Source organism: Nocardioides pantholopis, assembly GCF_003710085.1.
GTDB lineage: Bacteria > Actinomycetota > Actinomycetes > Propionibacteriales > Nocardioidaceae > Nocardioides > Nocardioides pantholopis.
In genome coordinates, this window is sequence record NZ_CP033324.1 from 1661856 (window position 1) to 1683175 (window position 21320).

The 21320-nt window shown below is 73.2% G+C and carries 19 protein-coding genes and 1 tRNA gene; 15 read left to right on the forward strand and 5 right to left on the reverse strand.

Features of this window, described 5'->3' with window-relative positions; all coding sequences use genetic code 11:
- Positions 1-25: 25 nt before the first annotated feature.
- Both EBO35_RS07980 and EBO35_RS07985 read right to left on the reverse strand, forming a co-directional pair.
- Positions 26-409, reverse strand: coding sequence for a VOC family protein (locus tag EBO35_RS07980; protein ID WP_122817248.1), 384 nt, complete (start codon positions 407-409; stop codon positions 26-28).
- A gap of 37 nt (positions 410-446) precedes the next feature.
- Positions 447-1082, reverse strand: a complete 636-nt coding sequence (locus EBO35_RS07985; RefSeq protein WP_122817249.1) for a TIGR03085 family metal-binding protein — start codon at positions 1080-1082, stop codon at positions 447-449.
- A gap of 250 nt (positions 1083-1332) precedes the next feature.
- Between EBO35_RS07985 and EBO35_RS07990 the strand changes: the two genes are divergently transcribed.
- From EBO35_RS07990 to EBO35_RS19955, 6 genes are all read left to right on the forward strand, one after another.
- Positions 1333-3123 (forward strand): ABC transporter ATP-binding protein, encoded by a 1791-nt coding sequence (locus EBO35_RS07990; protein ID WP_241153918.1) that lies wholly within the window; start codon positions 1333-1335, stop codon positions 3121-3123.
- Positions 3120-4949 carry an ABC transporter ATP-binding protein gene (locus EBO35_RS07995; RefSeq protein WP_122817250.1) on the forward strand — a complete coding sequence of 610 codons (1830 nt, stop codon included), beginning with the start codon at positions 3120-3122 and terminating at the stop codon, positions 4947-4949. The genes EBO35_RS07990 and EBO35_RS07995 overlap by 4 nt, the downstream gene beginning before the upstream one ends.
- 8 nt (positions 4950-4957) lie before the next feature.
- On the forward strand, positions 4958-5323 hold the full coding sequence (gene hisI, locus EBO35_RS08000) for a phosphoribosyl-AMP cyclohydrolase (protein WP_206422708.1): 366 nt from the start codon (positions 4958-4960) through the stop codon (positions 5321-5323).
- Positions 5320-5916 (forward strand): Trp biosynthesis-associated membrane protein, encoded by a 597-nt coding sequence (locus EBO35_RS08005; RefSeq protein WP_164477863.1) that lies wholly within the window; start codon positions 5320-5322, stop codon positions 5914-5916. Before hisI ends, EBO35_RS08005 begins: the two co-directional genes overlap by 4 nt.
- 69 nt (positions 5917-5985) lie before the next feature.
- Positions 5986-6186 carry an HGxxPAAW family protein gene (locus tag EBO35_RS08010; protein ID WP_122817253.1) on the forward strand — a complete coding sequence of 67 codons (201 nt, stop codon included), beginning with the start codon at positions 5986-5988 and terminating at the stop codon, positions 6184-6186.
- A gap of 15 nt (positions 6187-6201) precedes the next feature.
- Entirely contained in the window at positions 6202-6636 is a 435-nt protein-coding gene (locus EBO35_RS19955; protein WP_241153919.1) for a DUF2752 domain-containing protein, read from the forward strand.
- Positions 6637-6691: 55 nt separating this feature from the next.
- Here the strand turns inward: EBO35_RS19955 and EBO35_RS08020 are convergent, their stop codons facing one another.
- Entirely contained in the window at positions 6692-7036 is a 345-nt protein-coding gene (locus tag EBO35_RS08020) for a DUF4190 domain-containing protein (protein ID WP_164477864.1), read from the reverse strand.
- 142 nt (positions 7037-7178) lie between these two features.
- Between EBO35_RS08020 and trpC the strand changes: the two genes are divergently transcribed.
- From trpC to lgt, 5 genes are read left to right on the forward strand one after another with little or no spacing between them, the layout of a single operon-like run.
- Positions 7179-7961: an indole-3-glycerol phosphate synthase TrpC gene (trpC, locus tag EBO35_RS08025; protein WP_122817254.1), complete on the forward strand. Its 783-nt coding sequence runs from the start codon at positions 7179-7181 to the stop codon at positions 7959-7961.
- Positions 7958-9235, forward strand: a complete 1278-nt coding sequence (gene trpB / locus EBO35_RS08030; protein ID WP_122817255.1) for a tryptophan synthase subunit beta — start codon at positions 7958-7960, stop codon at positions 9233-9235. Before trpC ends, trpB begins: the two co-directional genes overlap by 4 nt.
- The gene (trpA, locus tag EBO35_RS08035) at positions 9232-10029 is read left to right on the forward strand and encodes a tryptophan synthase subunit alpha (protein WP_122817256.1); all 798 of its coding nucleotides are present in this window, start codon (positions 9232-9234) and stop codon (positions 10027-10029) included. The genes trpB and trpA overlap by 4 nt, the downstream gene beginning before the upstream one ends.
- Positions 10022-10633, forward strand: a complete 612-nt coding sequence (locus EBO35_RS08040; RefSeq protein WP_122817257.1) for an SCO family protein — start codon at positions 10022-10024, stop codon at positions 10631-10633. The genes trpA and EBO35_RS08040 overlap by 8 nt, the downstream gene beginning before the upstream one ends.
- Positions 10630-11523 carry a prolipoprotein diacylglyceryl transferase gene (gene lgt, locus EBO35_RS08045; RefSeq protein ID WP_206422709.1) on the forward strand — a complete coding sequence of 298 codons (894 nt, stop codon included), beginning with the start codon at positions 10630-10632 and terminating at the stop codon, positions 11521-11523. The genes EBO35_RS08040 and lgt overlap by 4 nt, the downstream gene beginning before the upstream one ends.
- A 45-nt stretch (positions 11524-11568) precedes the next feature.
- Here the strand turns inward: lgt and EBO35_RS08050 are convergent, their stop codons facing one another.
- Positions 11569-12435: a M14 family zinc carboxypeptidase gene (locus tag EBO35_RS08050; protein WP_122817258.1), complete on the reverse strand. Its 867-nt coding sequence runs from the start codon at positions 12433-12435 to the stop codon at positions 11569-11571.
- 294 nt (positions 12436-12729) lie between these two features.
- On the opposite strand from EBO35_RS08050, the gene gltB reads away from it, so the two are divergent.
- The 3 genes from gltB (at position 12730) to pyk (ending at position 20289) form a co-directional block, all read left to right on the forward strand.
- The gene (gene gltB, locus EBO35_RS08055; RefSeq protein WP_122817259.1) at positions 12730-17283 is read left to right on the forward strand and encodes a glutamate synthase large subunit; all 4554 of its coding nucleotides are present in this window, start codon (positions 12730-12732) and stop codon (positions 17281-17283) included.
- Positions 17276-18742 carry a glutamate synthase subunit beta gene (locus EBO35_RS08060; protein ID WP_122817260.1) on the forward strand — a complete coding sequence of 489 codons (1467 nt, stop codon included), beginning with the start codon at positions 17276-17278 and terminating at the stop codon, positions 18740-18742. The genes gltB and EBO35_RS08060 overlap by 8 nt, the downstream gene beginning before the upstream one ends.
- Before the next feature lie 83 nt (positions 18743-18825).
- Entirely contained in the window at positions 18826-20289 is a 1464-nt protein-coding gene (gene pyk, locus EBO35_RS08065; RefSeq protein ID WP_122817261.1) for a pyruvate kinase, read from the forward strand.
- A gap of 203 nt (positions 20290-20492) precedes the next feature.
- Here the strand turns inward: pyk and EBO35_RS08070 are convergent.
- Positions 20493-20565: transfer RNA gene (locus EBO35_RS08070), tRNA-Leu, on the reverse strand.
- Positions 20566-20612: 47 nt separating this feature from the next.
- Between EBO35_RS08070 and EBO35_RS08075 the strand changes: the two genes are divergently transcribed.
- On the forward strand, positions 20613-21239 hold the full coding sequence (locus EBO35_RS08075) for an ANTAR domain-containing response regulator (RefSeq protein ID WP_263457647.1): 627 nt from the start codon (positions 20613-20615) through the stop codon (positions 21237-21239).
- The last annotated feature ends 81 nt before the right edge of the window (positions 21240-21320 follow it).

A 21320-nucleotide genomic window follows, 5' to 3' on the forward strand; every position in this document is an offset into this window, starting at 1 on the left:
AGGAACGCCGCCCCGGGCCGGGGCCTCAGGCGTCCCCGGTGTGGCAGACCGCCTCGACGTTGTTCCCGTCCGGGTCGCGCACGAAGGCCCCGAAGTAGGCCGGGTGGTACTCCGGCCACAGCCGGGGCTCGTGCAGCGGCTCCGCGCCCAGCTCGGTGGCGGCCGCGAAGAACGCCCGGACCGTGTCGGCGTCCGGCGCGGTGAACGCGACGTGCACCTCGCGGTTGGGTCCCGAAGCGGGGCCGGTCGGCGGCTGCGCACTGATCCAGAAGTCCGGACCCTCGGTGCCGTAGCCGATGGCGACCTCGACGTCGAGGACCCGCCGGTGGCCCAGCACCCCGAGGACCCGGTCGTAGAAGGCGGCCGAGGCGGCCAGGTCACGGCAGCTGATGCCCAGGTGATCGATCATGGAGCCATCGTGCACCCAACGGCCGCGCTCCGCCGGGTCAGGAGCCGAGCAGGGCGGAGCGCAGCGCCGCCTGCCGCTCCGGCGGGCCGGCGTACTCCACGTCGCGGACCGCGGCGCGCCCGAAGACGAGCAGCAGCAGCTCGCTGACCGGGCCGGTGAGCGTGACCGGGTAGGGCCCGCCACGCAGCGTCGTGCTCTCGCCGGTGTCGGAGCGCACGACGCGCACCGGCACGCCGGCCGAGCGGACCCGCAGCCGTCCGATGCCGCCGAGGCCCCGCCAGAGCAGGTCGGCGTCGGCGCGGTCGAGCGCACGCGGCGACCAGTCCGGCTGGGCCCGCCGCAGGTCCTCGTGGTGGACGAACATCTCGATGGAGTTCGCCGCCTGGTCGACCGCGGGCACGGCGAACGGCGTCCGGCTCGGCGAGCGGAGCCGCTCCACGAGGACCGAGAGGTCGGTCGCCTCGAGCCGGGCGGTGGTCCCCTCGGCGAGCCGGCCGAGCCGGGGAACGGCGGTGCCGACCGCCGCCAGCGGGTGTCGCTCACGCACCAGCAGGTGGATGACCAGGTCCTTGGCCTCCCACCCCTCGCACAGCGTCGGGGCGTCCTCGCCGAGGAGCAGTGCCAGGTCGCAGAGAGCCCGGCGCTCGCGCCGGGACAGGGGTTCGCCGCTCATGGCGTGACCCTAGGGCGTCCGGGCGCCGTACGCACCCGCGTCCGCGCGGTGGTCGGGGCCGGGCCGGGGGCGGTGACTTCTCGGGCACCTCTCGCGCATCTCGGGCACTGCAGTGCCCGAGATGCGCGGGGATCCCCGGTGTACCGGGGATCCCAGGCGAAGACCGCACCGGCTTGGGGCGCACCCGAGCGGCGGAATAACCTGGCGGGTCGCCCGGGTTCAGGGGGGCGAGGACGAGGACGGGAGCACGGTGGCGGAGCAGCACGGTAGACGGGGCACGACGATCGCCGGGTTCCGCGTCCTGGGGGTGGCGATCCGGCGGGAGCCGTGGATCTTCACGCTCTCGACGCTCGGCAGCGTCCTGTTCGGGGCGCTCACGGTCGCCGACGCGTGGGTGCTGGGATGGGCGACCGACCATGTCGTGCTGCCGGCCTTCGACGACGGCGAGATCGGGGCCAGCATGCTGGTGGCGGTCGTGGCGCTGTTCCTCGGCGTCGCGCTGCTGCGCGCGGTCGGGATCGTCGCGCGCCGCCTCGGCGCCGGCGTCATGCAGTACCGGATGCAGGCGCACACCCGCCGCGCCGTGACCCGCCAGTACCTCCGGCTGCCGATGGCCTGGCACCAGCGGCACCCGACCGGCCAGCTGCTCTCCAACGCCAACTCCGACGTCGAGGCGGCCTGGGCGCCGATCGCGCCGCTGCCGATGGCTGTCGGCACGCTGGCGATGATGGTGATCGCGGTCGCCCAGATGCTGCTCGCCGACCTCGTACTCGCCGTGGTCGGGCTGCTGGTCTTCCCGGCGGTCGTCCTGGCCAACCTCGCCTACCAGCGGCTCGCCTCGCCGCTGATGACCCGGGCCCAGCAGCTGCGCGCCGAGCTCAGCGAGATCGCCCACGAGTCCTTCGACGGCGCGATGGTGGTCAAGACCCTGGGCCGCGAGGCCGAGGAGACCCGGCGCTTCGAGGCAGTCGCCCACGAGCTGCGCGACGTCAACACCCGCGCCGGCCGGATCCGCGCGGCGTTCGACCCCACGCTCGCGGCGCTGCCCAACCTCGGCGTGCTCGTGGTCCTCGCCCTCGGCGTGGCCCGGGTGCTCGACGGCGCCGCCGACGCCGGCGACGTGGTCACGATCGCCTACCTGCTCACGATCGTCTCGTTCCCGATCCGCTCGATCGGCTGGCTGCTCGGGGAGTTCCCCCGCAGCGTCGTCGGCTACGAGCGGGCCGACGCGGTCCTGCGCGCCACCGGCGAGATGCAGTACGGCGAGCGGTCGTTGCCCGCCGTCGGCGTCGGCGCCCGCCTGGAGCTGCGCGGCGTCGGGTTCGCCTACGACCCCGACCAGCCGCTGCTGCGCCAGGTCGACTTCACCGTCGAGCCCGGCCGGACCGTCGCGCTGGTGGGCGCGACCGCCTCGGGCAAGAGCACGCTGACGATGCTGGTCTCCCGGCTGGTGGACCCCGACCGGGGCGAGATCCTGCTCGACGGCACCGACCTGCGCGACCTCGCCCCCGGCGAGCTGGCCCGCACGCTCGCGTTGGTGCCGCAGAGCGCGTTCCTCTTCGACGACACCGTGCGAGGCAACATCACGCTGGGTGCCGAGATCCCCGACGACGAGGTCTGGGCGGCGCTGCGGGCGGCCCAGGCCGAGGGCTTCGTGGCAGCGCTCCCGCAGGGCCTGGACACCCGGCTGGGGGAGCGTGGCGCCTCGCTGTCCGGCGGGCAGCGGCAGCGGATCTCGCTGGCCCGCGCCCTGGTCCGCCAACCCCGGCTGCTGATCCTCGACGACGCGACCTCGGCCGTTGACCCCGAGGTCGAGGCCCGGATCCTGGAGGCGCTGCGCAGCGGCGCCACCAGCGGCAGCCTGCTCGTCGTCGCCTACCGCAAGGGCACGATCGCGCTCGCCGACGAGGTGGTCCACCTCGACGGCGGACGCGTCGTGGACCGCGGCACCCACGAGGAGCTCCTCGTTCGCGACCCGGCGTACGCCGCGCTGGTCAACGCCTACGAGACCGAGCACGAGCCGGTCCAGGAGGGCGCATGAGCACCACCGACACCACCACGGGCACCAGCGGCACCGTGATGAGCACCGGCGAGGACATCGGCGCCTGGGAGACCGTGCGCCGGGGGCTGCGCTACTCCCCGGAGCTCCTGGAGGGCATCTGGGGCACCGTCGCGCTGGCGGTGCTCGCCTCGGTCGGCCAGGTCGTGGTCCCGATCGTCGTCCAGCAGACGATGGACCGCGGCATCAACGGCCCCGGCGGCCCGGACGTCTCCTTCGTGGTGCTGATGGGCGTCGCGGCCGCCGCGGCGCTCGTCGTCACCAGCTGGGCGTCGTACGCGATGACCGCGCGGCTCTTCCGCACCTCCGAGCGCGGCCTCGCCACGCTGCGGATCAAGGCGTTCCGGCACGTGCACGACCTGCCGCTGCTCACCCAGAGCACCGAGCGGCGCGGCGCGCTGGTCTCTCGGGTCACCAGCGACGTCGACCAGGTCACGCAGTTCCTGACGTACGGCGGCCTGCTGCTGGTGGTCAGCGTCGGTCAGGTCGTGCTCGCGACCGTCGTGATGCTCGTCTACAGCTGGGAGCTCACGGTCGTGGTGTGGCTGTGCTTCGCGCCGCTGTTCGCCTCGCTGCGCTACTTCCAGCGCAAGCTCTCCGACGCCTACGGAACGGTGCGCCGCCAGGTGGGCATCACGCTCTCGGCGATCGCCGAGCCCGTCGTCGGCGCCGCCGTGGTCCGCTCCTACGCCGTCGAGGCCCGCACCCAGCGCCGCATCGACGAGGCGATCCGTGCCCAGCAGCGCGCGAGCACCCGGGCCCAGGGCTTCACGGCGTTCTCGTTCTCGCTCGGCGGCGTCTCCGCCGGCCTCGCGAACGCCGGGGTGCTGGTGATCGGCATCTGGCTCGGCTTCGCCGGGAAGATCACCGCCGGCGAGGTGCTCGCGTTCGCGTTCCTGGTCAGCCTGTTCGTGGGCCCGGTGCAGACCGGCACCCAGATCATCACCGACGCCCAGAACGCGATCGCGGGCTGGCGCCGGGTGGTCGGCATCCTGGACACCCCCGCGGACCTGGTCGACCCGGGCCCCGAAGGCCGGGTGCTGCCGGCGGGGCCGATCGACGGACGCCTGGACCGCGTCACGTTCGCCTACCCCGGCGGACCGCCGGTGCTGCGCGAGGTCGACCTCGACATCGCCGCCGGCACCCGGCTCGCCGTGGTCGGGGAGACCGGGTCGGGCAAGTCCACGATCGCCAAGCTGCTGACCCGGCTGATGGACCCCACCGAGGGCGCGGTGCTGCTCGACGGCGTCGACGTCCGGGAGATCTCCTCCGCGTCCCTGCGCCGCAGCGTGGTACTGGTCCCGCAGGAGGGCTTCCTCTTCGACGACACGCTGGCCGCGAACGCGCGCTACGGCCGGCTGGACGCCACCGACGAGGACATCGCGGCCAGCGCCGAGGAGCTCGGCCTGGGGGACTGGCTGGCGGGGCTCCCAGCGGGTCTGGCCACCCGGGTCGGCCAGCGCGGCGAGTCGCTCTCCGCCGGCGAGCGGCAGCTGGTGGCGCTGCTGCGCGCCCACCTGGCCGACCCCGACCTCCTGGTCCTCGACGAGGCCACCAGCGCCGTCGACCCGGCCCTGGAGATGCGGATCGGCCGCGCCCTGGAGCGGCTGATGAGCGGGCGGACCTCGGTCACGATCGCGCACCGCCTCTCGACCGCCGAGAACGCCGACGAGGTGGTCGTGGTCGACCGGGGCCGCGTGGTCCAGCGCGGCCCGCACGCCGAGCTGGTCCGCCAGGAGGGGTCGGTGTACGCCGGGCTGCACCGCTCCTGGGTCGCCCAGCACGGCTCCGCGGGGGATCGGGGATGATGGACCCCATGCCCCTGGACCCCGCCGTCGCCGCCCGCCTCAAGCGCACCTCCGACGGACTCGTCCCCGCGGTGGCGCAGCAGCACGACACCGGCGAGGTGCTGATGCTCGGCTGGATGGACGACGAGGCCCTGCACCGCACGCTCACCACCGGGCGCGCGACGTACTGGTCGCGCTCGCGCCAGGAGTACTGGGTCAAGGGCGAGACCTCCGGCCACGTGCAGTGGGTCAAGGAGGTCCGCCTGGACTGCGACGGCGACACGCTGCTGGTCCGCGTCGACCAGGAGGGGGCGGCCTGCCACACCGGCGACCGCACCTGCTTCGACGCCGACCTGCTCCTCGCCGAGCCGGTCCGCCCCGGCGGCGCGCCGTGAGCCAGGAGGTCCGGGACGCCCGGGCGGCGGGGCGGCGTACCTTCGGGCCGGTCGTGCTGCTCGGCCTGGCCGGCGGCGCGCTCGCGGCGGTCGCCGGCAACAAGCCGTGGGCGGTCGCCGAGGACGACAGCCAGTCCACGAGCGCGATGATGCTGATGTTCGACAGCGGCGAGATGCCGACCGCGACCGGCCTGGCCCTGGTCGCCCTGGCCTGCTGGGGCGTCGTGCTGGTGACCCGGCGGCGGGTCCGCCGGGTCGTGGCCGTGCTGGCCGCCCTCGCCTCGGCCGGGGTGCTCGTCAGCGTCGTCGTGGGGTTCTCCTCCACCGCCGACGCGGTGCGCAGCGACCTGGAGGGGCTCGGCCTGGAGCCGCAAATCGGGCACACCGGCTGGTACTGGGCCGCGCTCATCGGCGCCGTGCTGTCGCTGGCCGCGTCGGTGCTCGCCGTACGCCTGGTGCCGACCTGGCCGGAGATGGGCAGCCGCTACGACGCGCCGACCGGCGCGGCCCCGCAGCAGGCCGCCGCGCCGGAGGACCGGTCCAACCTGGACCTGTGGAAGGCGATGGACGAGGGCCAGGACCCGACGGCCTGAGCGCCTTGCCTAGACTGTGCCCGCAGCACCAGCAGTCCCGATCGAGCACTGACCTCCGAGGAGCAGCACATGTCGGCCAGCCACGGCAACACCCCCGCAGCCTGGACGGGCGTCACCGTCGCCATGATCGGCTTCCTCGTCGGCTCCGTGGCGCTGCTGCTCGAGCCGGTCAACATGACACTGTTCTGGATCGGCGCCGCCATCGCCGCGGGCAGCCTCGTCGTGTTCGTCGTGATGGACCGGCTCGGCCTGCACGAGTCCGACCACTGAGCTGATGCGGTTCCGGTGAGCCAGCGGGCCGCGCTCGACCCGCCGCGGACGCGGCGGGAGCGGATGCTCGCCCCGGCGCTCACCATCGGCGGCCTGGGCGCCGCCACCGTGGCGCTGCACGTGCGCGACCCGCACGTCGGCGGCAGCTGGGGCGTCTGCCCGACCGCGCTGATGGGCTTCGCCTGCCCCGGGTGCGGGGGACTGCGGGCGGTCAACGACCTGACCCACCTCGACCTGGCCGCGGCCGCGTCGAGCAACCTGGCGTTCGTGGTCGCGGCGCCGTTCCTGGTCGTCGGCCTCGCGCTGTGGGCACTGGGCCGCTGGCGCGGCCGGCCGCTGCTGCGGGTCCCGGCCGCCGCCGTCCAGCCGGTGGCCTTCACGGCGCTGGTGCTGCTGCTGGTCTTCTCGGTGCTGCGCAACCTGCCGGCGGGCAGCTGGCTGGCGCCCTGACCCGGCCGGCGCGGGACCCGCTCGGGGTCAGCGCGCCGGCCGAGGTCGGATCGCTCTAGTCGAACTCGTTGGTGTAGGTGATGTCGATGACGCCGGTGGCGACGAGGATCCAGTAGAGGATGCCCAGGACGATCCCGACGATGCCGAGGATGACGCCCCACTTCGCCAGGCCGTCGCCGGTCTTCGCGCCGTTGGACTCGCGGATGTCCTTCTTGCCGAGCTGGCCGAAGACCACGCCCAGGATCGAGAAGATGAAGCAGCCCCAGAAGCACGGGACCACGCCGATGATGCCGAGGACCAGGCCCGTGACGGCCATGCCGGAGGTCTTCGGCGGCACGCCGCCGCCGTAGGGCGGCTGCGGGGCTCCGTACTGGGGCGGCGGGGGTTCGGAGTAGCTCACGGAGAACGTCCTTCGTTTCGTGCCAGCGGACCGGCTCCGCTGGCGGTGTGGCTGGGACCGTACCGTCCCGCGGCCCCAGCAAAACCTCCGTGGCGGAGGGTGAGAGACTGGGTGCGCCTGCCCACACCCGCTGGAGGACCCCTTGTCCGTGCTCGACGACATCGTCGCCGGCGTGCGGCTCGACCTCGCGGCCCGCGAGGCCGGGCGCCCGCTCGCCTCGGTCCGCGCGGCGCTCGCCGACGCCCCGCCGCCCCGCGACCCGATGCCGCACCTGCGCGCCCCCGGCAGCAGCGTGATCGCCGAGGTCAAGCGCAGGAGCCCCAGCAAGGGCCACCTCGCCGAGATCCCGGACCCCGCCGACCTGGCGGCGCAGTACGCCGCGGGCGGCGCGGCCGCGATCAGCGTGCTGACCGAGGAGCGCCGCTTCGGCGGCAGCCTCGCCGACCTCGTGGCCGTGCGTGCTGCCGTCGACGTCCCGGTGCTGCGCAAGGACTTCATCGTCAGCGAGTACCAGCTCCTCGAGGCCCGCGCGGCCGGCGCCGACCTCGTGCTGCTGATCGTCGCCGCTCTCGACGACGACCGGCTGCGGCGCCTGTACGAGGTCGCCCGCGAGCTCGGGCTGACCGTGCTGGTCGAGGCCCACGACGAGCCCGAGGTGGAGCGGGCCGTGGCGCTCGGCGCCGAGCTCGTCGGTGTCAACGCCCGCAACCTGAAGACCCTCGAGGTCGACGGGGACGCCTTCGGCCGGCTCGCGCCGCTGGTGCCCGAGGACCGGGTCCTGGTCGCGGAGTCCGGCATCTTCTCCGAGGCCGACGTCGCCCGCTTCGTCTCCCAGGGCGCCCGCGCGGTGCTGGTCGGGGAGGCCCTGGTCAAGGACGGCGACCCCCGCGCCGCCGTCGCCCGGATGACGGGAGTCACCCGGTGAGCACCAGGCCCGAGAACACCACCTCCTACGACGCCGACGCGCACGGCTGGTTCGGCGGCCCCGAGGCCGGCTGGGGCGGGCGCTTCATGCCCGAGGCGCTCATCGCGGCGCTCGACGAGCTCGACGAGGCCTGGCGCGAGGCGATGGCCGACCCCGCCTTCGTCGGCGAGTTCGACACGATCCTGCGCGAGTACGCCGGGCTGCCCAGCCCGCTCTTCCTCGCCGAGCGGCTCTCCGAGCAGGTCGGCTGCCGGGTGCTGCTCAAGCGCGAGGACCTCAACCACACCGGCGCCCACAAGATCCGCAACGTGCTCGGCCAGGCGCTGCTGACCCGCCGGATGGGCAAGACCCGGGTGATCGCGGAGACCGGGGCCGGCCAGCACGGGGTCGCCAGCGCGACCGCCGCGGCGTACTTCGGCCTGGACTGCACCGTCTACATGGGCGCGGTCGACACCCGCCGCCAGGCGCTCAACGTCGCCCGGATGCACCTGCTCGGCGCGAAGGTCGTCCCGGTGGAGTCCGGCTCGGCGACGCTCAAGGACGCGATCAACGAGGCGCTGCGTGACTGGGTCGCCAGCGTCGACCACACCGCCTACCTCTTCGGCACGGCGGCGGGCCCGCACCCGTTCCCGAGCCTGGTGCGCGACTTCACCCGCGGCATCGGCGACGAGGCCCGGGCCCAGTGCCTGGAGCGGTTCTCCCGGCTGCCCGACGCGGTGGCGGCGTGCGTGGGCGGCGGCTCGAACGCGATCGGCATGTTCACCGCGTTCCTCGACGACGCCGACGTCGCGCTGTACGGCTTCGAGCCGGGCGGCGAGGGCGTGGACACCCCCCGGCACGCCGCGACCATCCACGCCGGGCAGCGTGGCGTGCTGCACGGCGCGCGCACCTACGTGCTGCAGGACGAGGACGGCCAGACCGTCGAGTCGCACTCGATCTCGGCCGGCCTGGACTACCCGGGCGTCGGCCCCCAGCACGCCCACCTCGCGGCGACCGGCCGGGCGGCGTACCTCCCGGTCACCGACGACGAGGCGATGCAGGCGCTGGCGATGCTCGCCCGCACCGAGGGCATCATCGCGGCCATCGAGTCCGCGCACGCGGTGGCCGGCGGGCTCCGCGTCGCCGAGCGGCTGGCCGCGGAGAAGGGCCCCGAGGCGACAGTGCTCATCAACCTCTCCGGCCGCGGCGACAAGGACATGGGAACGGTCGTCGACTACTTCGGGCTCGGCGACCCCGACCGGGTGACCGCCGAGCCGGTGGGGGACCCCTCATGACCACCCGGACCGCGTTCGAGAAGGCGCGCGCCGACGGCCGCGCCGCCCTGGTCGGCTACCTGCCGGCCGGCTTCCCCGACGTCGCCGGCGGGATCGACGCCCTGCGCGCGATGGTCGACGCCGGCTGCGACGTGATCGAGATCGGGCTGCCCTACTCCGACCCGGTCATGGACGGGCCCACCATCCAGGCCGCCGCGCAGCAGGCGCTCGAGGGCGGCGTCCGCACCCGCGACGTGCTCCGCACGGTCGAGGCAGTGGCCGCCACGGGGACCCCGACGGTCGTGATGACCTACTGGAACCCCGTCGAGCGGTACGGCGTCGAGCGGTTCGCCGCCGACCTGGCCAGCGCGGGCGGGGCCGGGCTGATCACCCCCGACCTGACCCCCGACTTCGCGCCGGAGTGGATCGCCGCGGCCGACCGGCACGACCTGGACAAGGTCTTCCTGGTCGCCCCCTCCTCGACCGACGAGCGGATCGCGATGACCACCGCGGCCTGCCGCGGGTTCGTCTACGCCACCGCCGTCATGGGCGTCACCGGCGCCCGGACCACCACCAGCGACCTGGCCGAGCCGCTCGTCGCCCGCACCCGGGCCGCGACCGACCTCCCGATCGGCGTCGGTCTCGGCGTCAGCACCGGCGACCAGGCCGCCGAGCTGGCCCGGTACGCCGACGGCGTGATCGTCGGCTCGGCGTTCGTGCGCTGCCTGCTCGACCATCCCGGCGACCGCGCCGCCGGCCTGCGGGCCCTCGGCGCGCTCGTCGAGGACCTCGCTGCGGGGGTACGCCGTGCGTAGGGCGACCGCGGCGCTGCTGGGCCTGGTGCTGGCCGTGCTGCTCGCCGGGTGCGGCGGCGAGGACAAGACCACGACCGAGCTGAGCGGGTCCCGGGTGGACCCGCCGTTCGAGGTCGCGGCGACGCCGCTGACCGACACCGACGGCGAGCAGGTCTCGTTGGCCGAGGACCTCGACAAGCGGCTGACGCTGGTCTTCTTCGGCTACACGCAGTGCCCCGACGTCTGCCCGGCCACGATGGCGACGATCAGCTCCGCGCTGACCCGGCTCGACGACGCCGAGCGCGAGCAGGTCGGCATGGTGTTCGTCTCCACCGATCCCTCCCGCGACACCGCCCCGGTGCTGCGCCGCTACCTGGACCGCTTCGACCCGACGTTCACCGGCCTGACCGGCGACCTGGACCCCGTGGTCGAGCTCGCCAAGAGCATGGGCGTCTTCGTCGCCGGCGCCGAGGAGCTGGCCAGCGGGGGCTACGACCTCGGCAGCCACGGCAGCCAGGTGTTCGCGGTCCAGGCCGACGGCACCGCGCCGATCTTCTGGCAGGACCAGGACACCTCCTCGGCCGAGCTGGCCGCGGACCTCGAGACCCTGCTGGGTGACGCATGAGCATCGCCGGGGCACTGACGGTGCTCACGATCCCGAGCCCGGACCAGGGCGTGTGGCACCTCGGCCCGGTGCCGCTGCGCGGCTACGCGCTGGCGATCATCCTCGGCATCCTCGCCGCGATCTGGATCGGCGAGCGCCGCTGGGTCGCCCGCGGCGGGCGTCCCGGCGACGTGCAGGACCTGGCGATCTGGGCGGTGCCGTTCGGCATCGTCGGGGCCCGGATCTACCACGTCGCGACCGACCACTCGCTGTACTTCGGCGAGGGCCGCAGCCCCTGGACCGCGCTCTACCTGTGGCAGGGCGGGCTCGGGGTGTGGGGCGCCGTCGCCGCCGGCGCGCTCGGCGTGTGGATCGGGGCCCGGCTCAAGGGCATCCGGCTGCTGCCGGTCCTCGACGCGATGGCGCCCGGGGTGCTGGTCGCCCAGGCCCTCGGCCGGTGGGGCAACTGGTTCAACCAGGAGCTCTTCGGCAAGCCCACCGACCTGCCGTGGGCGCTCTCGGTGAGCGACGCGACAGCGATCGACGCCGGCTATCCGCCCGGGACCACCTTCCACCCGACCTTCCTCTACGAGTCGCTGTGGAACCTCGCCGCGTTCGCGCTGGTGATCTGGGCCGACCGCCGGTTCCGGCTCGGCCACGGGCGGGTGCTCGCGCTGTACGTGATGGCCTACACCGCCGGGCGGGCCTGGATCGAGATGCTGCGCGTGGACTCCGTGCAGCTCGCCGACGTGGGCGGCCTGCGCTTCAACGTGTGGACCTCGATCGTGCTGTTCGTGGCCGCCGCGGCGTACTTCGCCTGGAGCGCGCGCCGGCACCCCGGCCGCGAGGAGCACGTCTACGTTCCCGGGCACGAGCCCGAGGACGCCGTCGCGCCGGAGGCCGGGCGCTGAGCCCAGCGGCCTGTGTAGCGGCTTCCGCAGCGCCCGGTCCGGCGCTCAGCGCGCCCGGGACGCGCGCAGAATGGCGTTGCCGGCCTTGACGGTCCGGTACCGGTGGGTCGGGTTGCGGGTGTACTCGACGGTGATAGCCGTCCCGGGGTAGTGGGCGTTGTACCAGCCGGTCAGCGTGGGGGCGTTGTCGTGCCCGCCCGGCTGCAGGCTGTCGTCGGGATCGCCCGCCGGCTCGTCGGGCCCGACGCTGATCCCCCGCAGCGGCAGGGAGAGGCCCCTCGCGAGCCGGCGCTGGAAGCCCAGCGGCTTGTCGCTGTAGCGCCCCACCTCGCCGTAGGGCTGGTGGATCGAGGACAGGAAGCGCGGCTGCACCTTCCTGAGGAACCGCATCATCGCCCGCGTCTCCGGCTCCGAGGCGGCTCGCGGACCGGAGTAGGTGATGCCCCGGCCCGTCCGCGTCCAGTTCATCGGCCAGTTGCGGTTGAGGTCGACCCCGCGGGCGTTGCGCCGGGTGTCGTGCGCGTACCCGTCGGGGTTCATGGTCGGGATCACCCACACGTCGGCCTTCCGGGAGACCGCGACCCGCTTGATGAGGTGGTTCGCGGTCTGCACGCCGGCCCGTTCGTCACCGTGCATCGGGCCGAGGACGACCACCGTGCGTGTGGCGCTCGGGGTGCCCTTGCGGTAGGCCACGATCTTTCGTCCCTCGACCGAGCGCCCGATGACCCTCTTCTCGACGACCTTCCTCGCGCGCCCGTCCTCGGCGGCTCGCACCGCGGGGTCCGCCGCGTGGGGCCCGACCGTCGGGCCCGCGTGGGCCACGTCCGCGCCCGAGGCGGTCCCCGACACCGCCAGCGCCATCGTTGCCGCCGACGCGGCGAGCAACGTGCGGACGGTCGAGCTCTGTGTCATGGTGCTCCTCGTTGGTCCTCGTGCCGGCGCCGAGTGTCCAGGAGATCGGCCCGCACCTGGCGAACCTGAGCGGCCCCGGCGCGCCCCTCGCCCGAGGTCCCGCGTTGTGACGTTCCGCACCGCCGGGCGCGGGGTGCTGACAGCCGTCACCTGCTGGTAACATTGCGATTCGCGCGTGGGCCAGTGTCGTCCCCAGCAACTCCATCAGCTTCTGCCGAGCAGCCGCACAGCGCCTTTCTCCTCTTCGGGCGTCGTCGCCGGTCTCCTCGGCACTGACGACGACGGGAGGATCCCGTGCCCTATCAGCACGCGTTCCCGCCGCCCCAAGGGCTCTACGACCCCCGCCACGAGCACGACGCGTGCGGCGTGGCGTTCGTGGCGACCCTGACCGGCGAAGCCAGCCACCAGATCGTCCAGCAGGGCGTCACCGCCCTGCTGAACCTCGACCACCGCGGTGCCGCCGGGGCTGAGCCCAACTCGGGCGACGGCGCCGGCATCCTGATCCAGGTCCCCGACGCGTTCCTGCGCGCGGTGACCGCCGAGGCCGGCTTCGAGCTGCCCGGGCCGGGCGCCTACGCCGTCGGCACCGCGTTCCTGCCCGGTGACGCCGAGGAGGTCGCGAAGACCCGCCGGCGCATCGAGGAGATCGCCGCTGAGGAGGACCTCGCCGTCCTCGGCTGGCGCGAGGTGCCGGTCGACCCGACCTCGCTGGGCAAGACGGCGCTCGCGGTGATGCCGACGTTCGTCCAGGTCTTCGTCGCCGGCAAGGGCGCGACCGTGACCGGCATCGGCCTGGAGCGGCGCGCGTTCTGCCTGCGCAAGCGCGCCGAGCGCGAGACCGACGTCTACTTCCCGTCGCTGTCCTCGCGGACCCTGGTCTACAAGGGCATGCTCACCCCGGCCCAGCTCGACGAGGTCTTCCCCGACCTGCGCGACGAGCGGATGACCTCGGCGCTGGCCGTGGTGCACTCGCGGTTCTCGACGAACACGTTCCCCAGCTGGCCGCTGAGCCACCCGTTCCGGTTCATCGCCCACAACGGCGAGATCAACACGGTCATGGGCAACCGGAACTGGATGCGGGCGCGCGAGGCGCTGCTGGCCTCCGACCTGATCCCCGGCGACCTGGAGCGGCTCTACCCGATCTGCACCCCCGGGGCCTCGGACTCGGCATCCTTCGACGAGGTGCTCGAGCTGCTCCACCTCGGCGGCCGCTCGCTGCCGCACTCGGTGCTGATGATGATCCCCGAGGCGTGGGAGAACCACGGCGAGATGGACGCGCGCCGCCGGGCGTTCTACGAGTTCCACTCCGCGCTGATGGAGCCCTGGGACGGGCCGGCCTGCGTGGTCTTCACCGACGGCTCGCAGATCGGCGCGGTCCTGGACCGCAACGGCCTGCGTCCCTCGCGCTACTGGGTCACCGACGACGGCCTGGTCGTGCTGGCCTCCGAGGTCGGCGTCCTCGACATCGATCCCGCGAAGGTGGTCCGCAAGGGCCGTCTCCAGCCGGGCCGGATGTTCCTCGTCGACACCGAGGAGCACCGCATCATCGAGGACGAGGAGATCAAGTCCGAGCTCGCCGCGGAGCACCCGTACGACGAGTGGCTGCACGCCGGGCTGGTCCACCTCGACGACATCCCCGAGCGCGAGCACGTCGTGCACACGCACGCCTCGGTGACCCGCCGCCAGCAGGTCTTCGGCTACACCGAGGAGGAGCTGCGGATCCTGCTCACCCCGATGGCCAACACCGGCCTGGAGCCGATCGGCTCGATGGGCACCGACACCCCGATCGCGGCGCTCAGCGCGAAGCCGCGGCTGCTGTTCGACTACTTCAGCCAGCTCTTCGCCCAGGTCACCAACCCGCCGCTGGACGCCATCCGCGAGGAGCTCGTCACCTCGCTGAACGGCACCATCGGCCCGGAGGCGAACCTGCTCGAGCCGACCCCCGCGTCGTGCCGCCAGGTCGTGGTGCCGTTCCCGGTGATCTCCAACGACGACCTGGCCAAGATCCGCCACATCAACCACGACGGCGACATGCCCGGGTTCATCACCCACGTCTCCCGCGGCCTCTACGAGGTCGAGGGCGGGGGAGCGGCGATGGCGGCCCGGATCGACGAGATCTGCGCCGAGGTCAGCGCCGCGATCGCCGAGGGTGCGCGGATCATCGTGCTCTCCGACCGGCACTGCACGGCCGAGCTGGCCCCGATCCCGTCCCTGCTGCTCACCGGCGCGGTGCACCACCACCTGGTGCGGGAGAAGACCCGCACCCAGGTGGGGCTGCTGGTCGAGGCCGGCGACGTCCGCGAGGTCCACCACGTGGCCCTGCTGGTCGGGTACGGCGCCGCCGCGGTCAACCCCTACCTGGCCATGGAGTCGGTCGAGGACCTGGCCCGCGAGGGCTACTTCGTCAAGGCCGACCCGGAGGCGGCGGTCAAGAACCTGGTCAAGTCGCTCGGCAAGGGCGTGCTCAAGGTGATGTCGAAGATGGGCGTCTCCACGGTTGCCTCCTACACCGGCGCCCAGATCTTCGAGGCCGTCGGGCTCTCCCAGTCGGTCGTGGACAAGTACTTCACCGGCACCACCTCCAAGCTCGGCGGCATCGAGCTGGACACGATCGCCGAGGAGGTCGCGCGGCGCCACGCCCGGGCGTACCCCCGCGGCGGGATCTCCCCGGCGCACCGCGCGCTGCCCACTGGCGGCGAGTACCAGTGGCGCCGTGACGGCGAGCCGCACCTCTTCGACCCCGAGACGGTCTTCCGGCTCCAGCACGCCACCCGCGCCGGCCGCTACGACGTGTTCAAGCAGTACACCGCCCGCGTCGACGAGCAGTCCGAGCGGCTGATGACGCTGCGCGGCCTGTTCCGCTTCAAGGACGCCGGGGCGATCGGGCGCACCCCGATCGACATCGACGAGGTCGAGCCGGTCTCCGAGATCGTGAAGCGGTTCTCCACCGGGGCGATGTCCTACGGGTCGATCTCCCAGGAGGCGCACGAGACCCTCGCGATCGCGATGAACCGGCTGGGCGCGAAGTCCAACACCGGCGAGGGCGGCGAGGACCCCGAGCGGCTCTACGACCCCGAGCGCCGCAGCTCGATCAAGCAGGTCGCGAGCGGCCGGTTCGGCGTGACGTCGGAGTACCTGACCAACGCCGACGACATCCAGATCAAGATGGCCCAGGGTGCCAAGCCCGGCGAGGGCGGGCAGCTGCCGGGCCACAAGGTCTACCCGTGGGTGGCCAAGACCCGGCACTCCACGCCCGGCGTCGGCCTGATCAGCCCGCCGCCGCACCACGACATCTACTCGATCGAGGATCTGGCCCAGCTGATCCACGACCTGAAGAACGCCAACCCGGCGGCCCGCGTGCACGTCAAGCTGGTCTCCGAGGTCGGCGTCGGCACGGTCGCGACCGGGGTGTCGAAGGCGCACGCCGACGTGGTGCTGATCTCCGGCCACGACGGCGGCACCGGGGCCTCCCCGCTGACCTCGCTCAAGCACGCCGGCGGACCCTGGGAGCTCGGCCTCGCCGAGACCCAGCAGACGCTGCTGCTCAACGGCCTGCGCGACCGGATCGTGGTGCAGGCCGACGGCCAGCTCAAGACCGGCCGCGACGTCCTCATCGCCGCCCTGCTGGGCGCCGAGGAGTTCGGCTTCGCGACCGCGCCGCTGGTCGTGTCGGGCTGCATCATGATGCGGGTCTGCCACCTCGACACCTGCCCGGTGGGCGTCGCCACGCAGAACCCGGTCCTGCGGGAGCGGTTCTCCGGCAAGGCCGAGTACGTCGTGAACTTCTTCGAGTACGTCGCGCAGGAGGTCCGCGAGCTCCTCGCGGAGCTGGGCTTCCGCTCCATCGACGAGGCGGTCGGCAAGGTCGAGATGCTCGACGTCGAGCGCGCCGTCGACCACTGGAAGGCCGCGGGGCTCGACCTGACTCCGGTCCTGCACCGTCCGGACCTGCCCGAGGACGCCGCGCTGCGCAACGTCACCGCGCAGGACCACGGCCTGGAGAAGTCGCTGGACCTGACCGAGCTGGTGCCGCTGGCCCAGCCGGCCCTCGAGCGGGGTGAGCCGGTCCGGGCCCAGGTGGCGATCCGCAACGTGCACCGCACGGTCGGCACGATCCTGGGCCACGAGGTCACGAAGCGCTACCGCGGCGAGGGTCTGCCCGACGGCACGATCGACATCACCTTCCTCGGCTCGGCCGGCCAGTCCTTCGGCGCGTTCGTGCCGCGGGGCATCACGCTGCGGCTGGAGGGCGACGCCAACGACTACGTCGGCAAGGGCCTCTCCGGCGGTCGCATCGTGATCCGTCCCGACCGTGCGGCGTCGTTCCGGTCCCAGGACCAGACCATCGCCGGCAACACCATCGCCTACGGCGCCACGTCCGGCCAGCTGTTCATCCGCGGTGGCGCGGGCGAGCGGTTCGCCGTGCGCAACTCCGGGGCGTGGGCGGTCACCGAGAGCGTCGGCGACCACGCCTGCGAGTACATGACCGGCGGCCGGGTCGCCGTGCTGGGCCCGACCGGGCGCAACTTCGGGGCGGGCATGTCCGGCGGCATCGCCTGGGTGCTCGACCTCGACGAGCGCCGGGTCAACCCCGAGCTGGTGGAGCTCGGGCCGGTGGAGGGCCAGGCGGCCCTCGAGCTGGAGCAGCTGGTCCGCGGCCACCTGGAGGAGACCGGCTCGCCGGTCGCCGAGGAGCTGCTGGCCGACTGGACGTCGTCGCTGGCCCGCTTCACCGAGGTGATGCCGCGCGACTACCGCATCGTCCTGGAGGCCAAGGCCAAGGCCGAGGCCGCCGGGCTGGACGAGAACGAGACCGCACACGCGATGATGGAGGCGCTCCATGGCTGACCCCAAGGGGTTCCTGAAGAAGACCCGCGAGGTGGCCGAGCGCCGCCCCGTCGAGGAGCGGGTCCGCGACTGGAACGAGGTCTACCCCGGCAGCGCCGGGCGTGCCCTGCTCCCGATCATCACCGAGCAGGCCGGTCGGTGCATGGACTGCGGCATCCCGTTCTGCCACAACGGCTGCCCGCTGGGGAACCTCATCCCCGAGTGGAACGACCTGGTCTGGCGCGACGACTGGGAGGACGCGATCGAGCGGCTGCACGCGACGAACAACTTCCCGGAGTTCACCGGCCGGCTGTGCCCGGCGCCGTGCGAGACCGCGTGCGTGCTGGGCATCAACCAGCCTGCGGTGACCATCAAGAACGTCGAGGTCGCGATCGCGGACAAGGCGTGGGAGTCGGGGTTCGTGCGGCCGGAGCCGCCCGAGTGGCTCTCGGGCCGCACGGTCGCGGTGATCGGGTCCGGCCCCGCCGGGCTGGCTGCGGCCCAGCAGCTGACCCGGGCCGGGCACACGGTCGCGGTCTACGAGCGCGCCGACAAGGTCGGCGGGCTGATGCGCTACGGCATCCCCGAGTTCAAGATGGAGAAGAAGTACCTCGACCGGCGCCTGGAGCAGATGCGTCGCGAGGGCACCGTCTTCCGGGCCGGGGTCGACGTGGGCGCGGACCTCACCGCCGAGCGGCTGCGCGACCGGTACGACGCGGTCGTGCTGGCCATGGGCTCCACGGTCGCCCGCGACCTCACCGTCCCGGGCCGCGAGCTCGGGGGCATCCACCAGGCGATGGAGTTCCTGCCCCAGGCGAACCGCTCGGCGCTCGGGGAGAGCGTCGAGGGGCAGATCACCGCGGCCGGCAAGGACGTGGTGATCATCGGCGGTGGCGACACCGGAGCGGACTGCCTCGGCACCTCGATCCGCCAGGGCGCCCGCTCGGTCACCCAGCTGGAGATCATGCCGGAGCCGCCCACCGACCGGCCCGGTGGCCAGCCCTGGCCGACGTACCCGATGGTCTTCCGGGTCTCCTCGGCGCACGAGGAGGGCGGCGAGCGTGTCTACGCCGCCTCCACCCAGGAGTTCCTCGGCGACGACGACGGCAACGTCGCGGCGCTGCGGATCGTCGAGGTGCGCTTCGAGGACGGCCGCCTGGTCGAGCTCGAGGGCACCGAGCGGGAGATCCCGGCCCAGCTGGTGCTGTTCGCGATGGGGTTCGTGGGTCCGGAGCGGGCCGGCCTGGTCGACCAGCTCGGGGTCGACCTCGACGAGCGCGGCAACGTCGCCCGCGACGACTCCTACATGTCCTCGGTCCCGGGCGTCTTCGTCGCCGGGGACGCGGGGCGGGGCCAGTCGCTGATCGTGTGGGCGATCGCGGAGGGGCGCGCCGCGGCCGCCGCCGTGGACGCGTACCTGACCGGCTCCACGACGCTCCCGGCGCCGATCAAGCCGACCGAGCGCCCGCTGGTCGTCTGAGCACGATGTGACACTTCTGGCACCGGCCACCCGCCCGCGGGTGGCCGGTGTTGGAACGATCTAAAGGCCGGTAGGCTCGAAGTGTGCGTAGAGCCAAGATCGTCTGCACCCTCGGCCCGGCCACTGCGTCCGCGCGCCGTATCCGCGAGCTCGTGTACGCCGGGATGGACGTCGCCCGACTGAACATGAGCCACGGCAGCCACGCCGACCATGCGGAGTCCTACCGCCTGGTCCGCGAGGCCGCCGACGCCAGCGGGCACGGCGTGGGGATCTTCGCCGACCTGCAGGGCCCGAAGATCCGCCTGGGGACCTTCGCCGACGGCCCGGTCGAGCTGCGCCGCGGCCAGCAGTGGACGATCACGACCCGCGACGTCCCCGGCGACGCCACCGAGTGCGGCACGACGTACCACGGGCTGCCCGGTGACGTCGCCCCCGGCGACCCGCTGCTCATCGACGACGGCAAGGTGCGGCTGCGCGTGGTGTCGGTCGACGACACCGACGTGCTCACCGAGGTGCTGGTCGGCGGCAAGGTCAGCAACCACAAGGGCATCAACCTGCCCGGCGTCGCCGTCTCGGTGCCGGCGCTCTCGGAGAAGGACATCGCCGACCTGCGCTTCGCGCTGCGGCTGAGCGTCGACTTCATCGCGCTCAGCTTCGTGCGCGACGCCCAGGACGCCGCCGACGTCCGCAAGATCATGGACGAGGAGGGCGTGCACCTCCCGGTCATCGCGAAGATCGAGAAGCCCCAGGCGATCGCGAACCTCGACGAGGTGGTGGCGGCCTTCGACGGCGTCATGGTGGCGCGCGGCGACCTCGGCGTGGAGTGCCCGCTGGAGGACGTGCCGTTCCTGCAGAAGCAGGTCATCGAGAAGGCCCGGCTCAACGCCAAGCCGGTGATCGTGGCGACCCAGATGCTGGAGTCGATGATCGCCAACCCCGCCCCGACCCGGGCCGAGGCCTCCGACGTCGCGAACGCCGTGCTCGACGGCGCCGACGCCGTGATGCTCTCCGGCGAGACCAGCGTGGGGGAGTACCCCGTCCACACGGTCGAGACGATGTCCCGCATCATCGAGGCCACCGAGCGCCATGCCATGTCCGGTGAGAAGGTCGGCGGCGTGCGGGAGATCGACTGGGACCCCCACACCCGCGGCGGCATCATCGCCAAGGCAGCCGGCGAGGTGGCCGAGCGCGCCGGTGCCAAGTACGTCGTGGCGTTCACGCAGTCCGGCGACTCCGCGCGCCGGATGGCCCGCCTGCGCGGCCCCGTCCCGCTGCTCGCGTTCACCCCCCAGGCGGCGGTGCGCTCCCAGCTGGCGCTGACCTGGGGCGTGGAGACCTTCAAGACCTCCACCGTCGAGCACACCGACGAGATGGTCCGCCAGGTCGACGAGCAGCTGCTGCGCATCGGACGCGTCCAGGAGGGCGATCTGGTGGTCATCATCGCCGGCGCGCCCCCCGGCATCCCCGGCTCGACCAACGCCCTGCGCATCCACCGGATGGGCGACGCGATCAAGGGCGTCGCCCCGGCGTACCGCCGCCCGCAGTAGGTCGCTCCGCCCCGGGCCTGCGGGTCTGGGCTGGCCTGGGCCAGCGGTGAGCCTGCCACGGTTTGGCGGGCGTCCGCCTGGCCAGCGGTGAGCGTGCCACGGTTCGGCGTACGGGAACGGTGGCAGGCTCACCGCTGCCCGGCGCGTGCCGGTCGGAACGGTGGCAGGCTCACCGCAGCCGGGGACGAGCCCGTGGATCAACGTGCCCCGGGTGGGATTCGAACCCACACTGGCGGTGGTTTGAGCACCGTGTCTCTGCCGTTGGACTACCGGGGCGAGCGCCCAAACCGTACCGGACCCGGTGACGCGGATAACCTGTGGGCGTGACCCACGCACCGGCCTCCGACTCAGCCTTCCCGAGCACCCGCACCGTCGTCATCGCCGAGGACGAGGTGCTGATCCGGATGGACCTCGCGGAGATGCTGACCGAGGAGGGGTACGACGTCGTCGGCCAGGCCGGCGACGGGGCCAAGGCGATCGAGCTCGCCGAGCAGCTGCGGCCCGACCTGGTCATCCTCGACGTCCGGATGCCGGTCCTCGACGGGATCGCTGCCGCGGAGGCGATCGCCCGGCAGCGGATCGCCCCGGTGGTGATGTTGACCGCGTTCTCCCAGCGCGAGCTGGTCGAGCGGGCCCGCGACGCCGGCGCGATGGCGTACCTGGTCAAGCCGTTCACCCAGTCCGACCTGATGCCGGCGATCGAGATGGCGGTGAGCAGGTTCGCCGAGCTCAGCATGCTCGAGGCCGAGGTCGCCGACCTCAGCGAGCGGCTGGCGACCCGCAAGGCCGTCGACCGGGCCAAGGGCGTGCTGCAGGAGCAGCTGAACCTCTCCGAGCCCGACGCGTTCCGCTGGATCCAGAAGACCGCCATGGACCTGCGCCTCTCGATGCGGCAGGTCGCCGAGGGCGTCGTCACCCACGGCCCGGGCGTCGCCGGGGCCGGTTCCTGATCTCCCGTGTAACCGTTTGGTGTCGGTCCGCGTCCGGCGACGTGATCTGCGCAACGTGCCCCTAGACTGCCCGTGCTCTGC